Origin of the sequence: Corallococcus sp. Z5C101001, from assembly GCF_007352635.1 — a bacterium.
Lineage (GTDB): Bacteria > Myxococcota > Myxococcia > Myxococcales > Myxococcaceae > Corallococcus > Corallococcus silvisoli.
In genome coordinates, this window is the sequence record NZ_VKLU01000003.1 from 272726 (window position 1) to 293309 (window position 20584).

Genomic DNA, 20584 nt, shown 5'->3' on the forward strand with positions numbered 1-20584 from the left:
TCCTCGCCCGTTCATCCCCCTCCGCGCCACCGGCCGCGCCCGGCCACACCGCGCGTCACGCTCCTCGCGCTCGCAGCAGATAGAAGACGTAGCCGTAGCTGTCCCCGTGGCGGCGGTACAGGTTCACCTCCTGCTCCGCCGCCGCGATGACTTCACGCAGGGCGGCGTCCGCCGTGGGCCTCAGCCGTTCGATGCGCTGGAGCAGCGGCGTGTAGTAGCCGTCCCACCACGCGGACGCGGGCAGCGTGAAGGTGTCCAGCACGGTGAACCCCTCCGCCTCCGCGGTGGCGCGGTTCTCCGCGATGGAGGCCATGGACGGGTACGCGGTGGACCAGAAGCGCGCGGCCTCTGGCGGACGGGCGTCGGTGAGCCACGTGCACTCGGTGACGGCCACCTGGCCTCCGGGCGCGAGCAACGGCCGCCAGCGGCGCAGGCCCGGCCCGAAGCCCAGCAGGTAGATGGCGCCCTCGGACCAGAGGAGGTCCACGGCCCCGGGCGGGAGCGTCAGCGAGCCCATGTCCTCCTGCCGCGTCGTGATGACCTCCGCGAGCCCCTGTTCGCGCGCCTCGCGCTCCAGCCGGTCCAGGTAGGGCCGGTGCAGGTCCACGGCGGTGACATGGGCGCCCGGGATCCGCGCCAGCACCAGCGACTGCCGCCCGGTGCCCGAGCCCAGGTCCAGCACGCGCGGCGAAGTCGGCAGCGGCTCCAACCGGCGCAGGGCCTCGCGGGTGCAGTCGTCGCTGCCGGGGCCCAGGCGGGGCAGCTCGTTGTAGAGCGTGAAGAAGGCGTTGGCCGCCAGGCGCAGCTCGCCCGCGCTGCGCTTCACGTTGCCCTGGAGGAGGGGCACGCGCTTCCAGTGCTCCTCGATGCGCTGCTTGAACAGCTCTGGCATGGGCAGGCCCGAGCGCAGCGTGGTCCAGGCATCGAGCGCGACCTCGACGGCGCCCTTCACCACGGGGAGCACGTCCTCGTCGGGCAGCCCCAGCTTGCGCGCCAGCCGCTCGAAGCTCTGGAGCGAGACATCCTCGAAGCGCTTGGACTTCGCCAGGTTCAGCGCGAGCTGGTCCTGCGGCATGTACTGGATGGTGGAGACGAAGTCGTACGCGGGCGACAGCGTGGGGTGGGTGCCGTCCGGGTAGAAGAGCGACCAGTTCTTGTGATGGGCGTCGCCGTTGCCGCACGCGATGATGAACACCAGCCGCCGAAGGAACTCCTGGAGCGCGTCCAGCCCCGCGACCTTCAGGAGCACGTTGGCGATGGTCTCGTAGTTGTACTTCTTGTACTTCTCATCCGAGTACAGCCCCAGCACCTGCGCCAGGTCCTCCATGTGCACGCGGCGGCCGGGGGACGGTCGGTCGAAGCGGCGGATGGCGTACGCCAGGTCCTCGCGCAGGGTGATGCCCTCCGGCAGGCCGTGCAGGTCGGACACCTTGAGCAGCTGAAGCTCCGGCACGTCGATGCCGGTGGCGCGCGCCCACGTCATCACGGACAGCTCGTTCTCCGGCACGCGGTCGTAGCGGTTGTCCGGGAGCTTGACGATCCAGTCGCCGCCCATGCCGCCCATGGGCAGGGTCATGCCCCGGTCGCGGCGCAGCATGGAGAACTTGAGCTGCACGCCCGCGAGCGAGAAGCGCAGCGGCTCTCCGTCGGCCGTGGCCTCCGCGGGGCCGTCCGCGAGGGGCGCGTCGTGGCCGGAGAGCTCGCCCGCGGGGCGGACGACCACGGCGCCGGAGAGGTCCGCGCCCAGGTGGGCGATGAAGAAGAACTCGCGCTGCCGGGCGATGTGCTCGCGCTCGGAGATGAGGTCGCGCAGCGGGCCTTCGGGCAGGAGGTTGGAGAAGAACGGGGGCAGCCGCATGCGGCTGGTGTGCCGGCGCGACAGGTCGTCCTCGAAGAACTGGCCCAGCACGGGGCGCGGGTAGCGCTGGCGGTAGTCCTCGGAGAGGTTGAACTCGATGCGCTCGTCCGCGAGCAGCGTGAGCGTGCCGACGTGCACGTCGCCCATCAGGACGTCGAGGATGCCGGTGGTGGACACAGGGGGCGTGGAGTCCATGTCAGTCCTCATCGTCGTCGATGATCATCGACTGGAGCGAGGGCCGGTCCGAGTCGTCCCAGCGCGTGCGGGATTCAATCAACTGGTACAGCACGGGCATCAGCACCCGGACCCGCTCCCGGAAGAAGTCCACCTCCAGGCCCCGTCGCATCGCCTCCAGCACGGGCAGGCTCAGTCCATGGCTGCGAAGGATCTCCTCGCTGGGAGGGGGCTCGGCGCGCAGCACGGCCGCCGGTGACGTCCGCGCGAGCGCGGGGTGCAGGAGGTAGGCGAAGGCCGGTGCGGTGACGAAGGACCACGCGATGGGGAGGATCGGGCCCGCGGCGGGCGGCGGCACGGCGGGGCCGGCCTTGGGCGCGATGGACTGGAAGTCCTCCGCGTCGAGCAGCTCGCCGGTGTCCAGCAGCGCGCCCGTCAGCAGGTGCCGTGGTTGGAGCGACACCAGCGCGATGCGCATCAAGGGAGGAGGCTGCGTCCTGCCGGGGTTGGGGATGAAGGGGAGCCCCGGGGCGTCCCACCACCGGACGGGCGGATGCGAGACCTGGGCCAGCAGCGACTGGATGGACCGCTCCTCGTCGGAGCGGATCGCCGCGAAGATCTCCAGCGCTTCCTCGGGCTCCAGCACCCATCCGCCGAAGACGAGGTGGCGCCAGAACCAGCGGGACAGCAGCTCCCGGGACCGGGGAGATGGCTCCGGGTGCAGTTGGAAGAAGCGCGTCAGCAACACCAGCGAGTTCTCCGGCGCGGGCAGCAGCCGGAGGTGCGGGATGAGCGCGTCGCGCTTGAGGAAGACGATGGCATCGCGCAGGGCCCGGTCCGTGCGCTGGACGGTCTCCGCGAGTTCGTCGTCCTGATGGAGTTGCTTCTGGTAGCCGCGCGTGAAGTCCAGGCCGCGCACGGCCAGCACGGCCCGCAGCAGCAGGGGCTCCGGGATGCTTCCAAAGCCCAGCTCGCGCAGGCCCTGCGTCACCGACTCCAGGCTGAGCGACCGCGAGCCCACGTACAGCGCGTTGAACACCTCTTCATCCGTCAGCGGCCGGCCCGCGGTGTTCAGGCGCTTGAAGATGATGCGCAGGACCTTCTCGTCCGCGGTGTCCACGACGTAGGCCGGGACCTGGTACTCGCGGATGGCCTTGCCCAGGCGGATGGCGGCGCGCAGGTGCTCCGGGTGCGCTTCCCGTCCGGGATAGCGACTGAGCCAGTGGAGCAGCGATTCGCTGTCCTGGACCTCGTTCATCGGCAGCCAGTGCGGCGGCGGCACGCCCTCGGCTGGGGCCGGATGCAGCTCTTCTGTCTCCAGGTCGAAGTAGAGCTGGAAGTCGTCGCGCCCCGTCTCATCGCCGTAGGCCGGGTGAAGCAGCACGCCCGCGAGCGCCGTCACCCGCTGCTGTCCATCCACGGCCCACAGGCCCTGGCTGGAGGAAGGCGCGTCGATGCGCACGGGTCCGAAGCTGACGCTGGCGGCGGGCGCTTCCCGTCGCCAGAACAGCAGGGTCCCGATGGGATAGCCCCGGTACACGCTGTCCAGCAGGTCGCGCACGTCGTCCGCGGTCCAGCGCAGGGGCCGCTGGAAGTCGGGGATGCGCACCTCGCCCCGCCGCACGCGGTCGAGCAGGTCCTCGATGCTGAACGACTTCGTCTCCGGGCGCCGCGTCAGGGGAGCGGGCATCGCGTGCCTCCTGTCCCGGGTCTGTAGCGCGGATTCCGTCAACGGCGAAGGACCTCGGGAGCTCCAGCGTGCGCCACGGGTTACTTCGCGAAGCGTCAGGGCGCCACGGCCCGCCGCTTCGCGGGCAACAGCACGACGAGGGCCAGCGCCACGAGTCCCGTCGCGGTGGACAGCATGCGGCCACCCTGCCCCACCGCCGTGACATCCAGCCGCAGGTCCATGAGGCTGTTCGCCAGGTTCCAACCCCAGTGCAGCCCCACGGCGCCCCAGAGCGAGCCCGTGCGGGCCACCGCCGCCGCGTAGGCCAGTCCGGTGCAGAAGAGCATCAGCCACTCCAGCGGGCCGTTCCCCAGCCGGTACACGTGGGTGAGCACGAACACGCCGGCGGACAGCAGCACGTAGCCCGCGCGCTGCCCCGCCACCGGCCACGCGCGGAACCAGAAGCCCCGCGCGACGATGTCCTCCGCCACCGACGGGACGAACGTGGACACCGCCACGCCCAGCACCGCCACCAGCAGCGCCGTTCCCACCACGGGCTTCTCCAACGGCAGCACCTGCAACAGGCCCAGCCTGACGCCCACCAGCACGGAGAGCGGCTTGAGCACCAGCATCACCGCCAGCGCCCGCGCCAGCGCGGAGCCATGCCACTCCAGCGCGTACGCATGGAAGCCATTGCGGCGGTAGCCCAGCCACCGTCCCACGCCAAAGGCTACCGCGTGGAAGAGCGTCATCATCACCGCGGCCACCACCGCGTTCCCCAACAGCCGCCCTCCGACTCCCTCTGGCGCCTCGTAGGCGGCGTACAGCGCCGCGAACGCGAGCGCGCAGCGGAGGGGAACACGGGAAGGAGCGGACTCGGAGGTGGAAGCGGCCATGGAGATGCCGCCTCTTATCGCGGGAGCTTCCGCCCCGGCACTGCCAGCTTTCGCGGGTGCTTGCGTATTGCACCCGGAGTCACCTTCTGTCCCGACGAGGGGAGCCCACACATGAGAAGTAGCAGCCATCACACCCGGTGGATCCGGGTACTCACGGCCGCGGCCTGCCTTGGCACCGCCTGCCGTCCTGAAGACGCGGCCCCACCCACCCTCCCCGCCCCCGCCTCGGCCACCGCCAGCTCCGGCGTGCGCTCGGCATGGGTCCACCTGGGGCCGAACGCTGAACCCCGCGAAGTGAAGTACAAGGCCGTCAACGGACTGGCCCTCTTCGAGGGCGACATCATCCTGGGCTCCGTCGAGGACGTGGAGCGCGATTCACCAAAGGTGAAGGCCCAAGCGGAGAACCGCGTCTCCGCCCAGGGCATCCGCGTCACCGGCAGCAGCAAGCGCTGGCCGAACGGCGTCGTCCCGTATGTCCACGTCTACGGCTCGCTGTATGACAACTACATCATCAACGATGCCATCCGGCACTGGCAGGTAAAAACGGGCCTGCGCTTCGAGCCGCTCTCCGCGACCACGCCGTCCTCCGTGGACCATGTCTACTTCGTGAAGGGAGAGGGCTGCTCATCCCCCGTCGGGCGTCAAGGTGGCCGGCAGTTCATCGTGCTCGGTGCCGATTGCAACAAGGGCTCCGTCATCCACGAACTGGGCCATGCCATCGGCTTCTGGCACGAGCAGAGCCGCGAGTTCCGCGACGACTACGTGGAGATTCTCTGGAACAACATCGTGTCCGGCGAGTCGCACAACTTCGAGCAGCACATCAGCGACGGCGACAACTTCGGGCCCTACGACTTCGACTCGATCATGCACTACGGAGCCACCGCGTTCGGCAAGCCCGATCCCGTCACGGGCAAACCCATGACGACCATTCGGACGAAGGAAGGGGAATCCATCGGGCAACGCGAGGGCCTGAGCCCGGGCGACATCGCCTCCGCCGCCGCGATCTACCCAGGAGAGATGAGGGGCAACTTCGAGGAGATCTCCTCCACCGGCCAGGTGGGAGGCTGGGCGCTGGACACCGCGTCACCGGAGGTGTCCGTGGACGTGCACTACTACATCGACGGGCCCACCGGTTCGGGTGCGTTCGGCGCCGCCGCCCCCACGAACGTCCTCCGCGAGGACGTCAACGCCGCGTTCGACAACATCAAAGGCGACCACGGGTTCTCGTTCCCCGTGCCCGCGTACTTCCGCGACGGGCAGAACCACACGATGTACGTCTACGGCATCGACGTGCAGGGCATCAACAATCCGCTCATCGCCGGCTCGCCGCGCACGTTCAACCTGCCGGGCGCCTTCGGGAAGCTCGACACCATCGCCGCCGATGGCACGGTGACGGGCTGGGCGCTGGACCTGGACTCGCCCAGCACCTCCATCACGGTCTACTACTCCATCGATGGCAACCCGGCGACCGCGACCAACGTGGTGGCGAACCTCTACCGGTCCGACGTGAAGGACGCCTATCCGATGGCCTCTGGGTCCAACGGCTTCTCCTTCCGCATCCCGGACGCCTATGTGGACGGAACGGACCACACGCTGAGCATCTACGCGTTGGATCAACAGGGCAGAAACAGCCCGCTGCTCATGAACGCGCCCAAGACCTTCCGAATCGCCATGCCCCCCGTCTACAGGGCGGGCGTCTTCGCGGGCACGGGCAGCGCGGCCCAGCTCCTCTCCATCTGGGGCGCCGGCTACGGCCGGCGCGTCGAGATCTCCGGCTACGTCAACGCCACCGCGTTCCCCAACTACCACTACGAGGAGCAGTGGGGGGTCTCGGCCCTGCTGGACGGCTGGCACAACCCCGGTGACATCCAGCTCCAGGGGGACTTCCGGCATCTGGGCTACGACCAGTTGCTCCTCATCAACAACTCCGGAGTCGGCGGCCGGGTGATGATCACCGACTTCCGCGATGGCGTCGTCCCCACGGAGGTGCGCTACCACGAGGCCTATGGCCAGAGCGCCGTGCTCAACGGCTGGCACGATCCGGAGGACCTCCAGCTCGCGGGCGACTTCCTGCAGCGGGGCCATGACCAGGTGCTGTTCTTCAACCGCTCCGGCGCCGGGGGCCGGGTGATGATCACCGACTTCAGCGACGGCGTCGCCCCCGTGGAGGTCGGCTACCACGAGGCGTGGGGGACAACCAACTCCTTCGAGGACTGCTCCGAGCCAGACGACAAGCTCTACGTGGGCGACTTCCAGAACCTGGGCTACGACCAGGTGCTCTGCCTCAACCGCTCCGGCACGGGCGCGCGGGTGAAGCTCATCGACTTCCACACGGGCGTGGCGCCGGCGCAGGTGCGTTACGTGGAGGCCTCTGGCGCCTTCCCCTTGCTGGACGGTCTGATGGACGCGGATGACAGCCAGGTGGTGGGGGACTTCCGAGGCCTGGGCTACGACCAGTTGCTCCTGGTCAATGCCGGTACCACGGGGCCGGCCATGCTCGTCGCGGACTTCCTCGACGGCGTACCGCCCGCCGAGGTGCGCTATCGCGAAGAGCAGAGCGGGTATTCCTTCTCGGCCAAGCGGATGTTCGCCGGTGACTTCCGGGGCCTGGGCCATGACCAGTTGCTCTACGGCTACTACACCGACCCCAGCTACTACACGGCCATCATCGATTTCTCCGATGGCGTCGCGCCCACGGAGAAGCTCTTCCAGAAAGCGGAGCTGGACTGAGGTTCTGACTCCGTGACGGCGGCACGGGGCGGCCCCCTCCTCCGCTCCGTGCCGTCCGTTGTTCGCGGCTGTCTCGCAGGCGCCGCACAGGCTCCTGGAGCCCCCAGGCCATCACGGTCCCCCGGTATGCTCGGGCGCATGCCCACCGAAGTGCTGTCCCCCCAGGCCCTCAACCGCGCCACGCTCGCGCGGCAGCTGCTGCTCACGCGCGAGAAGATGACGGTGCCGCGCGCCGTGGAGCACCTGGTGGGACTCCAGGCGCAGCTGGCGCGCCCGCCGTACCTGGCCCTCTGGTCCCGCCTCCAGGGCTTCCAGCGCGACCAGCTCACGAAGCCCGCGCTCCAGCGCACCCTCGTTCGCGGGACGATGATGCGCGGCACGCTGCACCTGATGAGCGCGAAGGACTACCTGCGCTACCGCGACCTCTTCCGCCCCCTGCTCACCGCCGCCATGCGCTCCGTGCTCAAGGAGCGCGCCGCGGCGCTGGACCTGCCCGCGCTGCTCGCCACCGCGAAGCCCTTCCTCGACGGGAAGGCCCACACCTTCGAGGACGTGCGGGCCCACCTGATGAAACACCACGTGGACGGCGACGAGCGCGCCATGGGCTTCGCCACGCGCATGCTGCTCCCCCTCATCCAGGTCCCCGAGGAGGGGCTCGAATGGGGCTGGCCGGGCAACGCCTGCTTCACGCTGGCGGAGTCCTGGCTGGGCGGAAAGCTCTCCACCGACGACGACGCCTCGCCGCTGGTGGTGCGCTACCTGGCCGCCTTCGGCCCCGCCACCGTGGCGGACATGCAGGCCTGGTCCGGCCTCAAGCCGCTGAAGGACGCCTTCGAGAAGGTGCGCGGCAAGCTGGTGGAGTTCCGCGACGAGAAGAAGCGTGTCCTCTTTGATCTGCCCAGGGCCCCGCGCCCTCCCGAGGAAACCCCCGCGCCCGTGCGCTTCCTGCCGGACTTCGACAACCTCATCCTCTCCCACGCGGACCGCACCCGCGTCGTCCCGGAGGAGCACCGCGCGAAGCTGTCCACCCAGAACCTGCGCGTGCTCAACGTGTTCCTGGTGGACGGGCGCACCGCCGGCACCTGGACCCCTGAGCGCAAGAAGGGCACCGCCACCCTCGTGTGCAAGGCCTTCGCGCCGCTGAAGAAGCCCGTCCGCGACGCGCTCGCGCAGGAGGGAGAGGACCTCCTGCGCTTCAGCGACCCGGACGCCAGCAGCGTGGCGGTGACGTTCGCGAAGTGAAGCCGCGCCTCACGCGAAGAGCTGGAGCAGGTCCTCGCGGGTGATGGCCGCGGCGCCCGAGGCCTCGCTGAGCGCGGCCTCGAACAGGGCGCGCTTCTTCTCCTGGAGGCCCAGAATCTTCTCCTCCACCGTCCCCTGCGACACCAGCCGGTAGACCATCACCGGCCGCTCCTGCCCGATGCGGTGCGCGCGGTCCGCCGCCTGCGCCTCCACCGCCGGGTTCCACCAGGGGTCCATCAGGAACACGTGGTCCGCCGCCGTGAGGTTCAGACCCGTGCCGCCCGCCTTCAGCGACATGAGCAGCACCGGCGCGCCGTCCTCGCCCTGGAAGCGCGAGGTCACCTCGCCCCGGTTCGCCGTCGCGCCGTCCAGCCGGTCGAACGCGATGCCCGCGTCCTTGAGGCCCGGCTCGATGAGGTCCAGCAGCGACGTCCACTGCGAGAACACCAGCGCCTTGTGGCCCTCCGACACCGCCGTCTCCAGCGCGTCCACCAGCGTCTGCACCTTGGAGGACGTCTTCGCGTGCTGCCCGGGCACCAGCGCGGAGTGGCAGGCCGCCTGCCGCAGCCGCAGCAGCGCCTCCAGCGCCTTGAGCACGCTGCCGCCCTCGTTGAGCAGCGCGACGACCTCCGCGCGCGTGGCGGCCATCACCGCGTCGTAGACGGAGCGCTCGCGCTCATCCAGCTGCACGTGCATCACGGAGTCGGTGCGCGGCGGCAGCTCCGGCGCCACGTCCCGCTTGAGCCTGCGCAGGATGAACGGCCGGATGCGGCGGCGCAGCCCCTCCGCCGCGCCCGGCTTGCCGTCCGCGATGGGCTGCGCCGTCTTCTCCTCGAACTGGCGCCGGCCGCCCAGCAGGCCCGGGTTGGTGAAGTGCATCAGGCTCCAGAGCTCATCCAGGCGGTTCTCCAGCGGCGTGCCGCTGAGCGCGAGCCGCAGGTTCGCCTTGAGCCCGAACGCCGCGCGCGACACCTGGCTCTCCGGGTTCTTGATGGCCTGGGCCTCGTCCAGCACCACCGCCTCCCACGTGGGCGCGCCCAGCACCGGCGCGTCCAGCCGCAAGAGCGCGTACGTGGTGAGCGTGATGTCCGCCGACGGGTCCAGCTTGCGGCCGGGCCCGTGGTACACGCAGACCTTCAAGGACGGCCGGAAGCGCTGGAGCTCCGCCAGCCAGTTGGGCAGCACGCTCGTGGGGCACACCACCAGCGACCTGGGCCCCAGCACGCAGAGCGTCTGGAGCGTCTTTCCCAAGCCCATGTCGTCCGCGAGGATGCCGCCCAGCCCCGCGCCCTTGAGGAACGACAGCCAGCTCACGCCCTGCTGCTGGTACGCGCGCAGCGTGGCGTTGAGCTCCGTCGGCAGCACCGGCGGCGGCAGCTTCTCGAAGCCCTCCACCAGCGGGGCCAGCCGGTCCAGGCCCGGGGGCGGCGGCTGTTCCAACGACTCGCACAGCGCGGTCAGCTCCGGCAGCGCGTGGTTCGCCACGCGGCCATCCGCCTGACGCGCGGCCAGGAGGTCCGCGACGCGCTGTCCGTTCTTGTCCAGCCACGCGCGCGGCAGCGGCGCCCAGCCGCCACCGTCCAGCGGCACCAGCCCCAACCCCTCCGTCCACGCCCGCACCACCGCCGCCGCGTCCACCGTGCGCGCGCCGCCCTTGCCGCCCTCCACGTCGAACTCCAGCGTGAAGCGCACCTCCGGCACGCCCGCGCCGGACGCACCGCCCTCCACGCGCAGCGACGGCTTGAGGCGCATGTCCGGGCTGACGATGCCCGCCGCGTCGCCGCCCAGGTCGCCCCGGAACTTCCGCAGCTTGTCCGCGAAGCGCATCATCTCCGGGCCCTGCACCGTCAGCCGGCGGCCGGGCACCAGGTTCAGCTCGTCACGCAGCTGGTGGAGGAGCTTCTGCTCCGCCGGCTCGTCGCGCAGCGGGACCGCGCCGCGCAGGTACACCATGCGCCCGTTGTCGATGCGCACCGAGGGCGGCGCGCCGTACACCAGCGTGGGCAGCACCGACAGGCCCTGGGTGAGCTGGTTCAGCTCCAGGAGGATGCGCGGCTTCAGCTCGCGATCCAACGCGGGCAGCCGGCGGCTCCTCATCTCCACCGGCATGCGCCGCGCCAGCTCCGGCAGCACCTTCGCGGACAGCTCGCCCAGCTGCTCCGGCGAATAGGTGCGCACCAGCGGCAGGTGCTGGAGCCACGCCCCCGTCATCGCCGTCTCGCCCAGGCGCACCAGCGACTCCGCCGTCAGCGCGACGCCGGGACTCACCACCTCCGTGATGCGCGGATCGCGGGTGATGGTGATGACCCACTGCTGGCCCTTGTCCTCCACCTTCGCGCGCGGGGAGAGCACCTCGCTGGACACCGTCACCGGCCGGCCGTCCAGCAGCACGTTGCGCGCGGGCTCCAGCGCCCGCAGCAGCGCGTCCAGCTTCTCCGCCAAGAGCGGCCCCCGGGTGCGCCGCTCCAGCAGGCGGTCCATCACCAGGTCCACCTGCTCCACCTGCAGCGTGGCGCCGCCCGTGGGCTTCGCGATGCGGCCCGCCAGGCTGTCCTCCAGCGGCTCCTCCGTGCCGTCCGCGTGCGCCAGGACGCGGTGCAGCTGGAGTCCGCCCTCCACGCGCGTGAAGCGGTACACCACGCGCGACCAGCGCTCCGCCACCGCCTCCAGCGGCGCGTCCTGCTTCTCCGCCTGCTCCAGGGAGATGGCCGCCGCGACCACGTGCTCGCACGGGTCCACGGGGCTGGGACAGTCGCACTCCCACGCCTCGTCGCCCGGGTAGAGGACGACGGTGAGGGCCACCGGCCGGCCCGCCACCTTCACGCGCAGCTCGATCTCCGAGGCCGTGCGCGACTGGAGCGCCACGGCGCCCGCGCGCGCGAGGCTGACGCCCTTGGACCAGAGTCCTGGCTTGGCTTCTTTTCGGACGGCTTCGAGGAGCTGGGCGTTCTCGGACATGGCAGGGGCGACTTCCCTACGCCCCGCCACGCCCGTGCGCAACGCCAGATGCACGCCGTGTCACGGCGGGCCTAGTCGTCGTAGGACGGCTCGAAGAGGTAGGTGAGCCGCACCAGGAACTCCCGGCTGAAGACCGGCAGGGGCGCGTGGCCGCCGTTGTAGGGCTGGGCCACCCGGAAGTCGCTGCCCAGCAGGTTGTAGACGCCGGCGCCAATCTCCAGCCCCTTCGTGCCCACGTTCTCCGCGCGCACGAACAGGTTGAGCAGCAGCCGGGGTGACAGCGTCTGGACGTCGGACACGCCCTCCTCGTCCGGCGCGCCGACGGCGAAGCGCTGGCCCACCAGCACGGCGGTGGGGCTGACGGACAGCCACGGCAGCACCTTCGCGGTGCCCGTCAGCGTCACCTTGTGCGTGGGCAGGCCCGTGAAGGCCTTGGGGTGCCCGGGCACCAGGTAGTCCTCCACGTCGTTGCGCCCGCCCGGCCGGTAGAAGGAATAGCCCGCCTGGACGCGGCCCCACGGCCCGCGCAGGCGGTAGTCCAGCTCGACGCCCCGGCTGCCCAGGCGGCCCAGGTTGCGGTACGCCTCCGACGCCGTCTCCGCGTCATACGAATAGATGATGGGGTCCGTCACGCCCACGTCGAAGGCGTTGGCGCTCACCGCCTGGCCCTCGCCCAGGCGCACCGTGGCCTCCAGCTCGTACACGGTGGTGCGCTCCGGCCGGACGTCCTGGCCCAGGGAGATGTTCTCGATGCCGGGCGCGCGGAAGGCGCGGCTGTAGAGCGCCTTGCCGCTCACCGGCCCGAAGGACTTGAGCAGCACCAGGCGCGGCACGAAGGAGCTGCCGAAGAAGCTGTGGTCCTCGAAGCGCGCGCCCGCCACCACCGTGGCGATGGGGTTGTCCGAGTACGCCTCCACGAAGGCCGCGACGTTGCGGTAGGAGACGACGTCCTCGTCCCCGTTGAAGGCCTCCTGCTGGCCAATGCCCGCCGGTCCGCGCAGCTGCCCCTGGTCGAACGCCAGGTCCACGCCGCCCGTCAGCTGGAGGAAGTCCAGCGCCGCCCAGCGCGCCAGGGCCCGGCCCCGCAGGCGGCGGTAGCGCTTGTCGTAGAAGAACTCCGACGACTCGTCCGAGTCCCGGTAGGACTCGCCCAGCGTGAGGTTCAGCCGGGGGATGATCTCGATCCGGTCCGTGGGCCGGAAGCGGTCGCTCAGCTCCGCGTGGAAGGACTCGAAGTCGGTGTTCGCGGGAGCGGGCAGCACCTCGTCCACGGACACGACCGACGTGGTGTCCTGGCGCAGGTAGAGCACGCTCAACTGCAGGTCGCGGAAGCCCACGCCCGCCTGCACCACCGTGGGGTCCAGCGCCGACGCGCCGTTCATGCTCGCGGAATGGCCAGCGAAGTCCGTGAAGATGGCGTCGCTGCGCTGGCCCTGCCCCAGCGACGCGGAGGCGAAGGCGCTCAGGCCCGGCACGCTCTCGAACACCTTGCGCCCCGACAGCGTCAGGCTCCGGCGGCCGTTGCCGTGCGCCAGCTGCCCGTAGGTGCCCACCGCCAGCACGTCCGTGCTGCCCTGGATGCCGCGGGTGATGACGTTGATGACGGCCAGCTCCGCGTTGCCGCCATAGATGACGGAGCCCGGCCCGCGCACCACCTCGATGCGCTCGATCAGCTCCACCGGGAACTCATGGCCCAGCTGGAGGGTGGAGTAGAGCTGCTCGTTGATCTCCTTGCCGTCGATGAGGAGCAGCACCTTGCCTTCCTGGCCCCACAGGCCCCGGAAGCCCGGCCCCACCGTGCCGGACACGTCCACGCCGAAGAAGAAGCCCGGCACCTGGAGCAGCACGTCCATCAGGTCGCGCGCACCCGACGCGCGGATCTCCTCCGCGGTGATGGCCGTCACCACCGCCGGCGAGTCATGCAGCTTGGTGATGGCGAACGACGCCACCTGGCTGTGCACCTCCGGCTCGTCGCCCAGGCTCTCCTGCTGTTCATCGCGCCGCGTCTCGAGGGCCTCCTGGGCGGAGGGCGTCTCCGGCGGCCCTGGATCCAGCGTGGCGTCGGGGTCCGACTGCGCGAAGCCCGTGCCCGCGCTCAAGAGCGCCAGCAATACACACACACGACGGCCCGACCACCCGTGCCTGGTGAAACCCATACGAAACAACCTCTCGACGGCGGGAAACGCGGGACCTGCCTCCAGCGGAGACGTCCTCCACGCGGAGCCGAGTGTACCGGATCCAACACCATCCGAAAGTTCTGGATTTACATGCACCGCGTCGAATGCGGGTGTGAGCCGTGTTTCACTTCACGCGCACGCGGGTGCTGCGGCCGGGCTCGACCTCCACCGTCATGCGGCGCTTCACCTCGCCGTTGACGCGGACCTCCACGCGCGCGGGCCCGGCGGGCAGGGCCTGCGCGGAGACGGGCGGGAAGCCATAGGGGCGGTTGTTGATCCACACCTCGCCGTAGAGCCCCGGCGACGTGACCTCCAGGTCGCCCCGCTGCGCCACCTGCGCCACGGCGGCCTTCGCCACGGACGGCTCTGGCGGCGGCGTGACGTCCTGGGAGCGGGCGCCCGCGGACAGGCCTCCCACGGGCACCGCGCTCGAGGCGGGCGGCGGCGCGACCGCGGCCACGGGCACCGCGGCGGGCCGTGGCGTGGGCGGCGTCAGCTCCGCGCTGAGGTCGCGGTTGAGCGAGCGCACCACGTCCTCGTCCACCACCACCGTCTCCTCGTAGAGGTGGCGGTCGCCCTGCGCGAGCACCACGCGGTGCGACCCGGCGGACACCGGCAGCCGCGCGGGCGTCATGTCCACCGCCTTGCCATCCACCATCACCACCAGCCCCGGCGGCGTGGATGTCACCAGCAACAGTCCCCCCCGCGCCTCCTCCTGCTGCGGGGCCGTCTGCTGCTCCCGGGCCTGCGCGCGCTGGGCGGCGATCCTGGCGGCGCGCGTGCGGGGCGTGACACGCGAGGGCGCCGGGTCACGAGGGGTGGACGTCTGGGCGGTCCGCGACTGCTCGCGGGAGCGCAGGTCGGTGGCGATGCGCAGCAGCTCCACCAGGTCGCCGCCGTTGTCCTTGCGCAGGCTGAGCGCCTCCGTGAAGTCCGTCACCGCCTTGGCGTAGTCGCGGTCCTCCAGCGCGGCCAACCCCGACGCGCGCCGCGCCCGCGACAGCCCCGCGCTCGCGTCCTCCAGCGCCGGCGCCACCGGGGGCGGGGCGGCCACCTCGGACGGAGGCGTGGAGGGCCGCGTGGCGACGGGCGGGGCCACGGCCTGCGCCGCCTTGCGCGAGCGCACCACCAGGTAGGCCCCGGCGTTCGCGGCCACGGTTCCCAGCAGGATGACAGCGACCCAGGTCTTCTGATTCTTCACGTGTGTTGTCCCACTTCCCACGACGACACCATGCGCCCGCCGCCCCTCATGCCAGGAACAGCCAGAACACCGCGCTGCCCACCAGCGCGACGCCCGCCGCGGCGGCCAGCGGCCAGGGGAACGCCCCGGGCGCGGCGCCCTGCTCCGGCGGCGGGATGATTCCCGTGGCGGACCCCGACCCCGTGCTCCGCGGCAACACGCCGGTGGGCACCAGCGCGCTGGACTCCTGGAGATCCACCGCGTGCTCCAACGGCTCGAACGGCGACGGGCTGGAGATGCCCGTGGGCGTGCGCGTGGAGCCCTGGCCAGAGGAGCCCGGCATCGACCCCGGCACGGACACCGCCGTGGACACCCGGCCGGACGCATCCGGAGGGAAGAGCGTGGCCATCAGCGACGCCAGCTCCCGGCCCCCGGACGTCCAGTGCTGCCCGGTGCGGTAGCGCTCCAGGTCGTCGTGCACCTCGCGCGCCGACTGGTAGCGCTGCTCCGGCTCCTTCGCGAGCAGCTTGAGCAGGATGCGCTCCAGCGCGGGCGGGAAGCCCGGGGACACCTGCGACGGCGGCGGCACGTCCCCCTGCGACGCGGCCAGGATGGTGGCCTCCATCGAGTCGCGCTTGAACAGCCGCCGCCCCGTGGACGCCTCGTAGAGGACGATGCCCAGCGAATACAGGTCCGAGCGGTGGTCCAGCTCCCGGTTGGTGATCTGCTCCGGGGACATGTACGCGTACTTGCCCTTCACCACCCCGGCCACCGTGCGCTCCAGGTTCACGGAGCTCTTCACGATGCCGAAGTCCGCCAGCTTCACGATGCCGTCGCGCGACACCAGCACGTTGCCCGGCGTGATGTCCCGGTGCACCAGCTTCAGCGGCGTCCCGTCTGACAGCGTCTTCGCGTGCGCGTACGTCAGCGCGTCCGACATCGCGATGCCCACGTCCACCGTCACCCGGGGCCCCAGCGGGATGTTGGCCGCCGCCGCGTGCCGCATGATGCGGTCCAACGACTGGCCCTGGATCCACTCCATCGCCAGGTAGTACTGACCGTCGATCTTCCCGAAGTCGAACACCTGCACGATGTTCGGGTGCGTCAGCAGCGCCGCCACCTTCGCCTCGTCCGCGAACATCCGGCTGAACGGCTCCAGGTTCGCGTACTCCGGGAGGATGCGCTTGATGACGCACGCCTTGGAGAAGCCGTCCGGGCCGTCGATGGTCGCAAGGAAGATGTGCGCCATCCCGCCCGACGCGAGCCGCTGGACCATCCGGTACTTCCCGAAGCGGAGGTCCGCCCCAGGCACCGCCGGTGTTGGCGTCACGGTATCAACCCTGTCCAAATTGTACTCCCAGGACGGAACTTGAAATCCCAGGAAGATACCGATGACCAGACCTCCCCACAAGTTTCGCACACCGTGTCAACTGGTTTTACGGTGATTACTCCCTTGTAACGTGACGGATGGGGCCCGGGCGGGAGTCCCGGCATATCCTTCGGGTTCTTCCCGCATGGCGACCCCCTCCACCGACGACGCCCGTTCCGCGCTGGCCGCTCCCCGCCCCCTGTCCGCCCGGGACATCCGCACCCTGGGGCTGGCGGCGCTGGGAGGCGCGCTGGAGTTCTATGACTTCATCATCTTCGTGTTCTTCACGTCGGTGATGGGCCGGCTGTTCTTCCCTCCGGAGACGGCGGACTGGCTGCGGCAGTTGCAGACGTTCGGGCTGTTCGCGGCGGGCTATCTGGCGCGGCCGCTGGGCGGCATCGTGATGGCGCACTTCGGGGACCGGACCGGGCGCAAGCGGATGTTCACGTTGAGCGTCTTCCTGATGTCGGTGCCCACGCTGCTGATGGGCCTGCTGCCCACGTTCGCCACCGTGGGATACGCGGCGCCGCTGGCGCTGCTCACGCTGCGGCTGCTGCAGGGCGCGGCGGTGGGCGGCGAGGTGCCGGGGGCGTGGGTGTTCGTCTCCGAGCACGTGCCGGAGCACCGGGTGGGGCTCGCGTGCGGGACGCTCACCTCCGGGCTCACGCTGGGCATCCTGCTGGGCTCGCTGGTGGCCACCGCCGTCAACACCGTCTTCACGCCGGAGCAGGTGATGGCCGGAGGCTGGCGCGTGCCGTTCGTCGTGGGGGGCGTCTTCGGGTTCCTCGCGGTGTTCCTGCGTCGGTGGCTCCAGGAGACGCCCGTCTTCGAGGAGATGCGGCAGCGCCATGCGCTGGTGCGCGAGCTGCCGCTCAAGGCCGCGCTCCGGGGCCACGCGCCCGCCGTCGCGGTGTCCATGCTGCTCACCTGGGTGCTCACCGCGGGCATCGTGGTGGTCATCCTGATGACGCCCACGCTGATGCAGCAGCTGCACGCGATTCCACCCGCCCAGGCGCTGGGGGCCAACAGCGTGGCCACGCTCACGCTCACCTTGGGCTGCATCTGCTACGGGCTGCTCGCGGACCGGCTGGGGCCGGCGCGGGCCATGGCGCTGGGGTCGGCCGTGCTGCTCGTCGCCGTGCAGGTGTTCTACCGGGGCGTCGCGCACGCGCCCCAGCACCTGGTGCCGCTCTACGCGGGCGTGGGCTTCTGCGTGGGCGTCGTCGGCGTGGTGCCGTCGGTGATGGTGCACGCCTTCCCTCCGGCCGTCCGCTTCTCCGGCATCTCCTTCGCCTACAACGTGGCCTACGCGCTGTTCGGCGGCATCACCCCGCTCGCCGTCACGCTCGCCCTGAAGGAGAGCCCCCTGGCGCCCGCGCACTACGTGGCGGCCGTCTGCGCGGTGGGAGTCGCGGTGTCCCTGTGGCTGGGCCTCCGCGGCTTCGGCGCCAGCACCGAAGCCCCGGCCGAGCACCCCTCCGCCTCACGCTGACCCCGGTTGCAGGGCCGCCGGGCAGGCGGAGGTGTTCACAGGCTGGCGCTGCGCTCCGGGCGCGCGAACACCATCTTGGTTCGCGTCGGGGGCGTCGGCTATGCCGCTCCGGGCGGAGGGTGCCTCGGGCGTGCCCTGTCTCCCGCCAGCCCCCGTCCCGGCGCGCGCTTTCGAGCGGCGGAAGTGTCGCGCACGCCCCCTCGCCGTCCGATGGACCCCGGAATGTCCAGCAGCAAGCCGTCCCTCTTCCAGAGTGGCATCCCCAGCTTCGACACCTTGCTAGGGGGAGGCATCCCCGCCCGTCAGTCCTTCATCGTCACCGGTACGCCCGGGTGCGGGAAGACGGTGCTGTGCAGCCAGATGGCCTTCACCGCCGCGGCGCGCGGCCTCCCCGTCGTGGTGGCCACCGTCACCTCGGAGCCTCATGACAAGCTGATGGGGGCCCTGTCCGACTTCTCCTTCTTCCAGCCGGAGCTGCTGGGGGAGAAGGTCTTCCTCATCAGCGCCTACTCCGCGCTCAAGCGCGGCGCCAAGGATGCCCGGGACCTGCTGCTGCAGACGGTGCGCGAGCGCGGCGCGGCGCTGCTCTTCATTGACGGGCTGCGCTCCATCCGGGACCTCTGGCAGGACGAGGCGCGGCTGCGCGAGTTCCTCTACGAGCTGGGCATCGGCCTGGCCGCCAGCAACTGCATCGGCCTGTTCACCACGGAGTACCCGCTGGAGCGGCTGATGGCGCTGCCGGAGGCGACCACGGTGGACGGCATCGTGTCGCTGTCCGTCCAGTCCTTCGGGTCGCGCCGGGTGCGCCGGGCGGAGGTGGTGAAGCTGCGGGGACGGGCCCACCTGGCGGGCGAGCACGTCATGACCCTCCATCCGGAAGGCGTGGAGTTCATCCCGCGCCTGGAATCCACGCCGCCGGAGCTCCTCGACGACCCGCCCACGCTGGCGCGCAAGGGGTTTGGCCTGCCGGAGCTGGATGGGCTGCTGTACGGGGGGCTGCCGGAGCTGAGCACCACGCTGCTGGCGGGGAGCATGGGCATTGGCAAGACGCTGCTCGCCGCGCACTTCGCCGCGGAGGGCGCGCGCAAGGGGGAGAAGTCCCTCTTCGTCTCCTTCTTCGACTCCCCGGCCATGCTGTCCGCCCGCGCGCAGCGCGTGGGTCTGGACGTGAGCGCCTTGCGCGGCGGCGACGCGCTGACGTTCCTGCACGTGCCTCCCTTGGAGGTGGAGGCGGACGTGCTCATCGCGGACCTGCTGCGGCGGGTGAGCGCGCTGGGGGTGCGGCGGCTGGTCATCGACGGGCTCACCGACCTGGAGCTGTCCATCCTGGACCCCATGCGGCGGCGGGCCTTCGTCGCCTCGCTGGCGCTGAGGCTGAGGGCGCTGGGGGTGACGTCCCTGTTCACGCGGGAGGTGCCCAAGGTCGTGGGCACGGAGCTGGACTTCAATGATGCCCCGGTGGCCAGCCTGGGGGAGAACCTGCTGCTGCTGCGCTACGTGGAGCTGCGCGGCAAGATGCACCGCCTGCTGTCGGTGCTCAAGATGAGGGACAGCGAGTACTCCAGCGACCTTCGCGAGTTCCAGATCACCAACGCCGGCGTGAAGGTGCTCGCGCCGATGCGCTCCGCGAGCGGGCTGCTGACGGGCCAGGCCCACCCGCTGGGCTCCTCCATCGGAGGGCTGGGTGAATGAGCCTCGTCCTCATCGCGGAGGATGAAGAGGCGCTCCTGGAGGTCTTCTCCGAGGTGGTGGAGGAGCTGGGCCACCGGGTCGTGCGCGCGCACAACGGCGAGGAGGCGCTCCTGCTGGCGCGCACGGAGACGCCAGACCTGGTGGTGAGCGACCACATGATGCCCCGGCGCACCGGCATGCAGTTGCTGCACGCCATGCGCGCGGAGGCCGCGCTGTCGGACGTGCCCTTCCTGCTGCTGAGCGCGGCGCGGCCCCAGGGGCGGGAAGCGGCCCAGACGTTCCTCGCGAAGCCGGTGGACCTGTCCACCTTCGAACAGGCCGTGAGCAGCGCGCTCCAGAACCACGCGGCGGCCCACCCGGAGTCCGCCCCGTCCGCGCGCGAGGCGGCGTCCACGGCGGGCCTCGCCAGCGAGGAGATGCTCAACTGGGTGGCGCACGAGCTGAAGACGCCGCTGTCCTCCGCGCGGCTCAACGCCCAGCTGCTGCTGCGCAAGGTGCACAAGCGCGGCGTCGACGACGAGCGCCGCTCCGCGGAGGCCATCCTGCGCCAGCTGGACCGGATGAACGGGCTGGTGACGTCCATCCTGGACGCCTCGCGGCTGGCGGACGGCAAGCTGGAGCTGAAGCGGGTCCCCACGGCCCTCACGCCCTTCCTGGAGGAGATCATCCAGGAGTGGCGAGAGCTGCAGCCGGACGTGGACTTCACCCTCCACGCCGGAGAACCGGTGGAACCCCAGCTGCTGGACACCGACCGGCTGCGCCAGGTGCTCCACAACCTGCTGTCCAACGCGGTGAAGTACCGCGGGGACTCGCACCGCGTCGACGTGGACGTGACGCTCAACCCCGGCCTGGTGCTCATCCACGTGCGCGACTGGGGCGTGGGAATCCCCGCCAGCGCCCTGCCCCACATCTTCGACCGCTTCCAGCGGGCGGACGAGGACCGGGGGCGAGGCCACGGCCTGGGCCTCTTCATCGCCGCCGCGCTCGCGAAGCTGCACGGCGGCTCGCTGTCCGCCCGCTCCACCCTGGGCGAAGGCTCCACCTTCACCCTGCGGCTGCCTCGCCGGAACTGAAGCAGCACTGCACGATTCCAAGGCAATTCCATCTAGAACCAACAGAATGGAAGTCCCAGCACACCCCGTGCTCT

Annotated in this window: 12 protein-coding genes; 5 read left to right on the top strand and 7 right to left on the bottom strand. The window is 70.8% G+C overall.

What is annotated here, in order from left to right; translation table 11 throughout:
- Positions 1-55: 55 nt before the first annotated feature.
- From FOF48_RS36915 to FOF48_RS07255, 3 genes are all read right to left on the bottom strand, one after another.
- Complete coding sequence (locus FOF48_RS36915) at positions 56-2053, bottom strand: HipA domain-containing protein (protein ID WP_235685441.1); 1998 nt, start codon at positions 2051-2053, stop codon at positions 56-58.
- A 1-nt stretch (position 2054) separates the two neighbouring features.
- Positions 2055-3722 (bottom strand): DUF262 domain-containing protein, encoded by a 1668-nt coding sequence (locus FOF48_RS07250; RefSeq protein WP_143899433.1) that lies wholly within the window; start codon positions 3720-3722, stop codon positions 2055-2057.
- 95 nt (positions 3723-3817) lie between these two features.
- On the bottom strand, positions 3818-4597 hold the full coding sequence (locus FOF48_RS07255) for a CPBP family intramembrane glutamic endopeptidase (RefSeq protein WP_186001818.1): 780 nt from the start codon (positions 4595-4597) through the stop codon (positions 3818-3820).
- A 111-nt stretch (positions 4598-4708) separates the two neighbouring features.
- On the opposite strand from FOF48_RS07255, the gene FOF48_RS07260 reads away from it, so the two are divergent.
- The gene (locus FOF48_RS07260) at positions 4709-7327 is read left to right on the top strand and encodes a M12 family metallopeptidase (RefSeq protein WP_143899435.1); all 2619 of its coding nucleotides are present in this window, start codon (positions 4709-4711) and stop codon (positions 7325-7327) included.
- A gap of 138 nt (positions 7328-7465) precedes the next feature.
- Positions 7466-8569, top strand: a complete 1104-nt coding sequence (locus tag FOF48_RS07265; protein ID WP_143899436.1) for a winged helix DNA-binding domain-containing protein — start codon at positions 7466-7468, stop codon at positions 8567-8569.
- A gap of 9 nt (positions 8570-8578) precedes the next feature.
- On the opposite strand, the gene FOF48_RS07270 is transcribed toward FOF48_RS07265, so the two are convergent.
- The 4 genes from FOF48_RS07270 to FOF48_RS07285 all read right to left on the bottom strand — a co-directional run bounded on the left by FOF48_RS07270 (position 8579) and on the right by FOF48_RS07285 (position 16214).
- Positions 8579-11527 carry a DEAD/DEAH box helicase gene (locus FOF48_RS07270; RefSeq protein WP_143899437.1) on the bottom strand — a complete coding sequence of 983 codons (2949 nt, stop codon included), beginning with the start codon at positions 11525-11527 and terminating at the stop codon, positions 8579-8581.
- A 71-nt stretch (positions 11528-11598) separates the two neighbouring features.
- On the bottom strand, positions 11599-13647 hold the full coding sequence (locus FOF48_RS07275) for a TonB-dependent siderophore receptor (protein ID WP_255441983.1): 2049 nt from the start codon (positions 13645-13647) through the stop codon (positions 11599-11601).
- Between the two features lie 181 nt (positions 13648-13828).
- Positions 13829-14905 (bottom strand): PEGA domain-containing protein, encoded by a 1077-nt coding sequence (locus FOF48_RS07280; protein ID WP_143899439.1) that lies wholly within the window; start codon positions 14903-14905, stop codon positions 13829-13831.
- Positions 14906-14951: 46 nt separating this feature from the next.
- Positions 14952-16214 (bottom strand): serine/threonine-protein kinase, encoded by a 1263-nt coding sequence (locus tag FOF48_RS07285; RefSeq protein ID WP_255441984.1) that lies wholly within the window; start codon positions 16212-16214, stop codon positions 14952-14954.
- Positions 16215-16398: 184 nt separating this feature from the next.
- Here FOF48_RS07285 and FOF48_RS07290 point away from each other — a divergent pair, with 184 nt between their 5' ends.
- From FOF48_RS07290 to FOF48_RS07300, 3 genes are all read left to right on the top strand, one after another.
- Positions 16399-17745 carry an MFS transporter gene (locus tag FOF48_RS07290; protein WP_143899441.1) on the top strand — a complete coding sequence of 449 codons (1347 nt, stop codon included), beginning with the start codon at positions 16399-16401 and terminating at the stop codon, positions 17743-17745.
- Between the two features lie 222 nt (positions 17746-17967).
- Positions 17968-19437 (top strand): ATPase domain-containing protein, encoded by a 1470-nt coding sequence (locus tag FOF48_RS07295; RefSeq protein ID WP_143899442.1) that lies wholly within the window; start codon positions 17968-17970, stop codon positions 19435-19437.
- Complete coding sequence (locus tag FOF48_RS07300) at positions 19434-20510, top strand: HAMP domain-containing sensor histidine kinase (protein ID WP_143899443.1); 1077 nt, start codon at positions 19434-19436, stop codon at positions 20508-20510. Before FOF48_RS07295 ends, FOF48_RS07300 begins: the two co-directional genes overlap by 4 nt.
- The last annotated feature ends 74 nt before the right edge of the window (positions 20511-20584 follow it).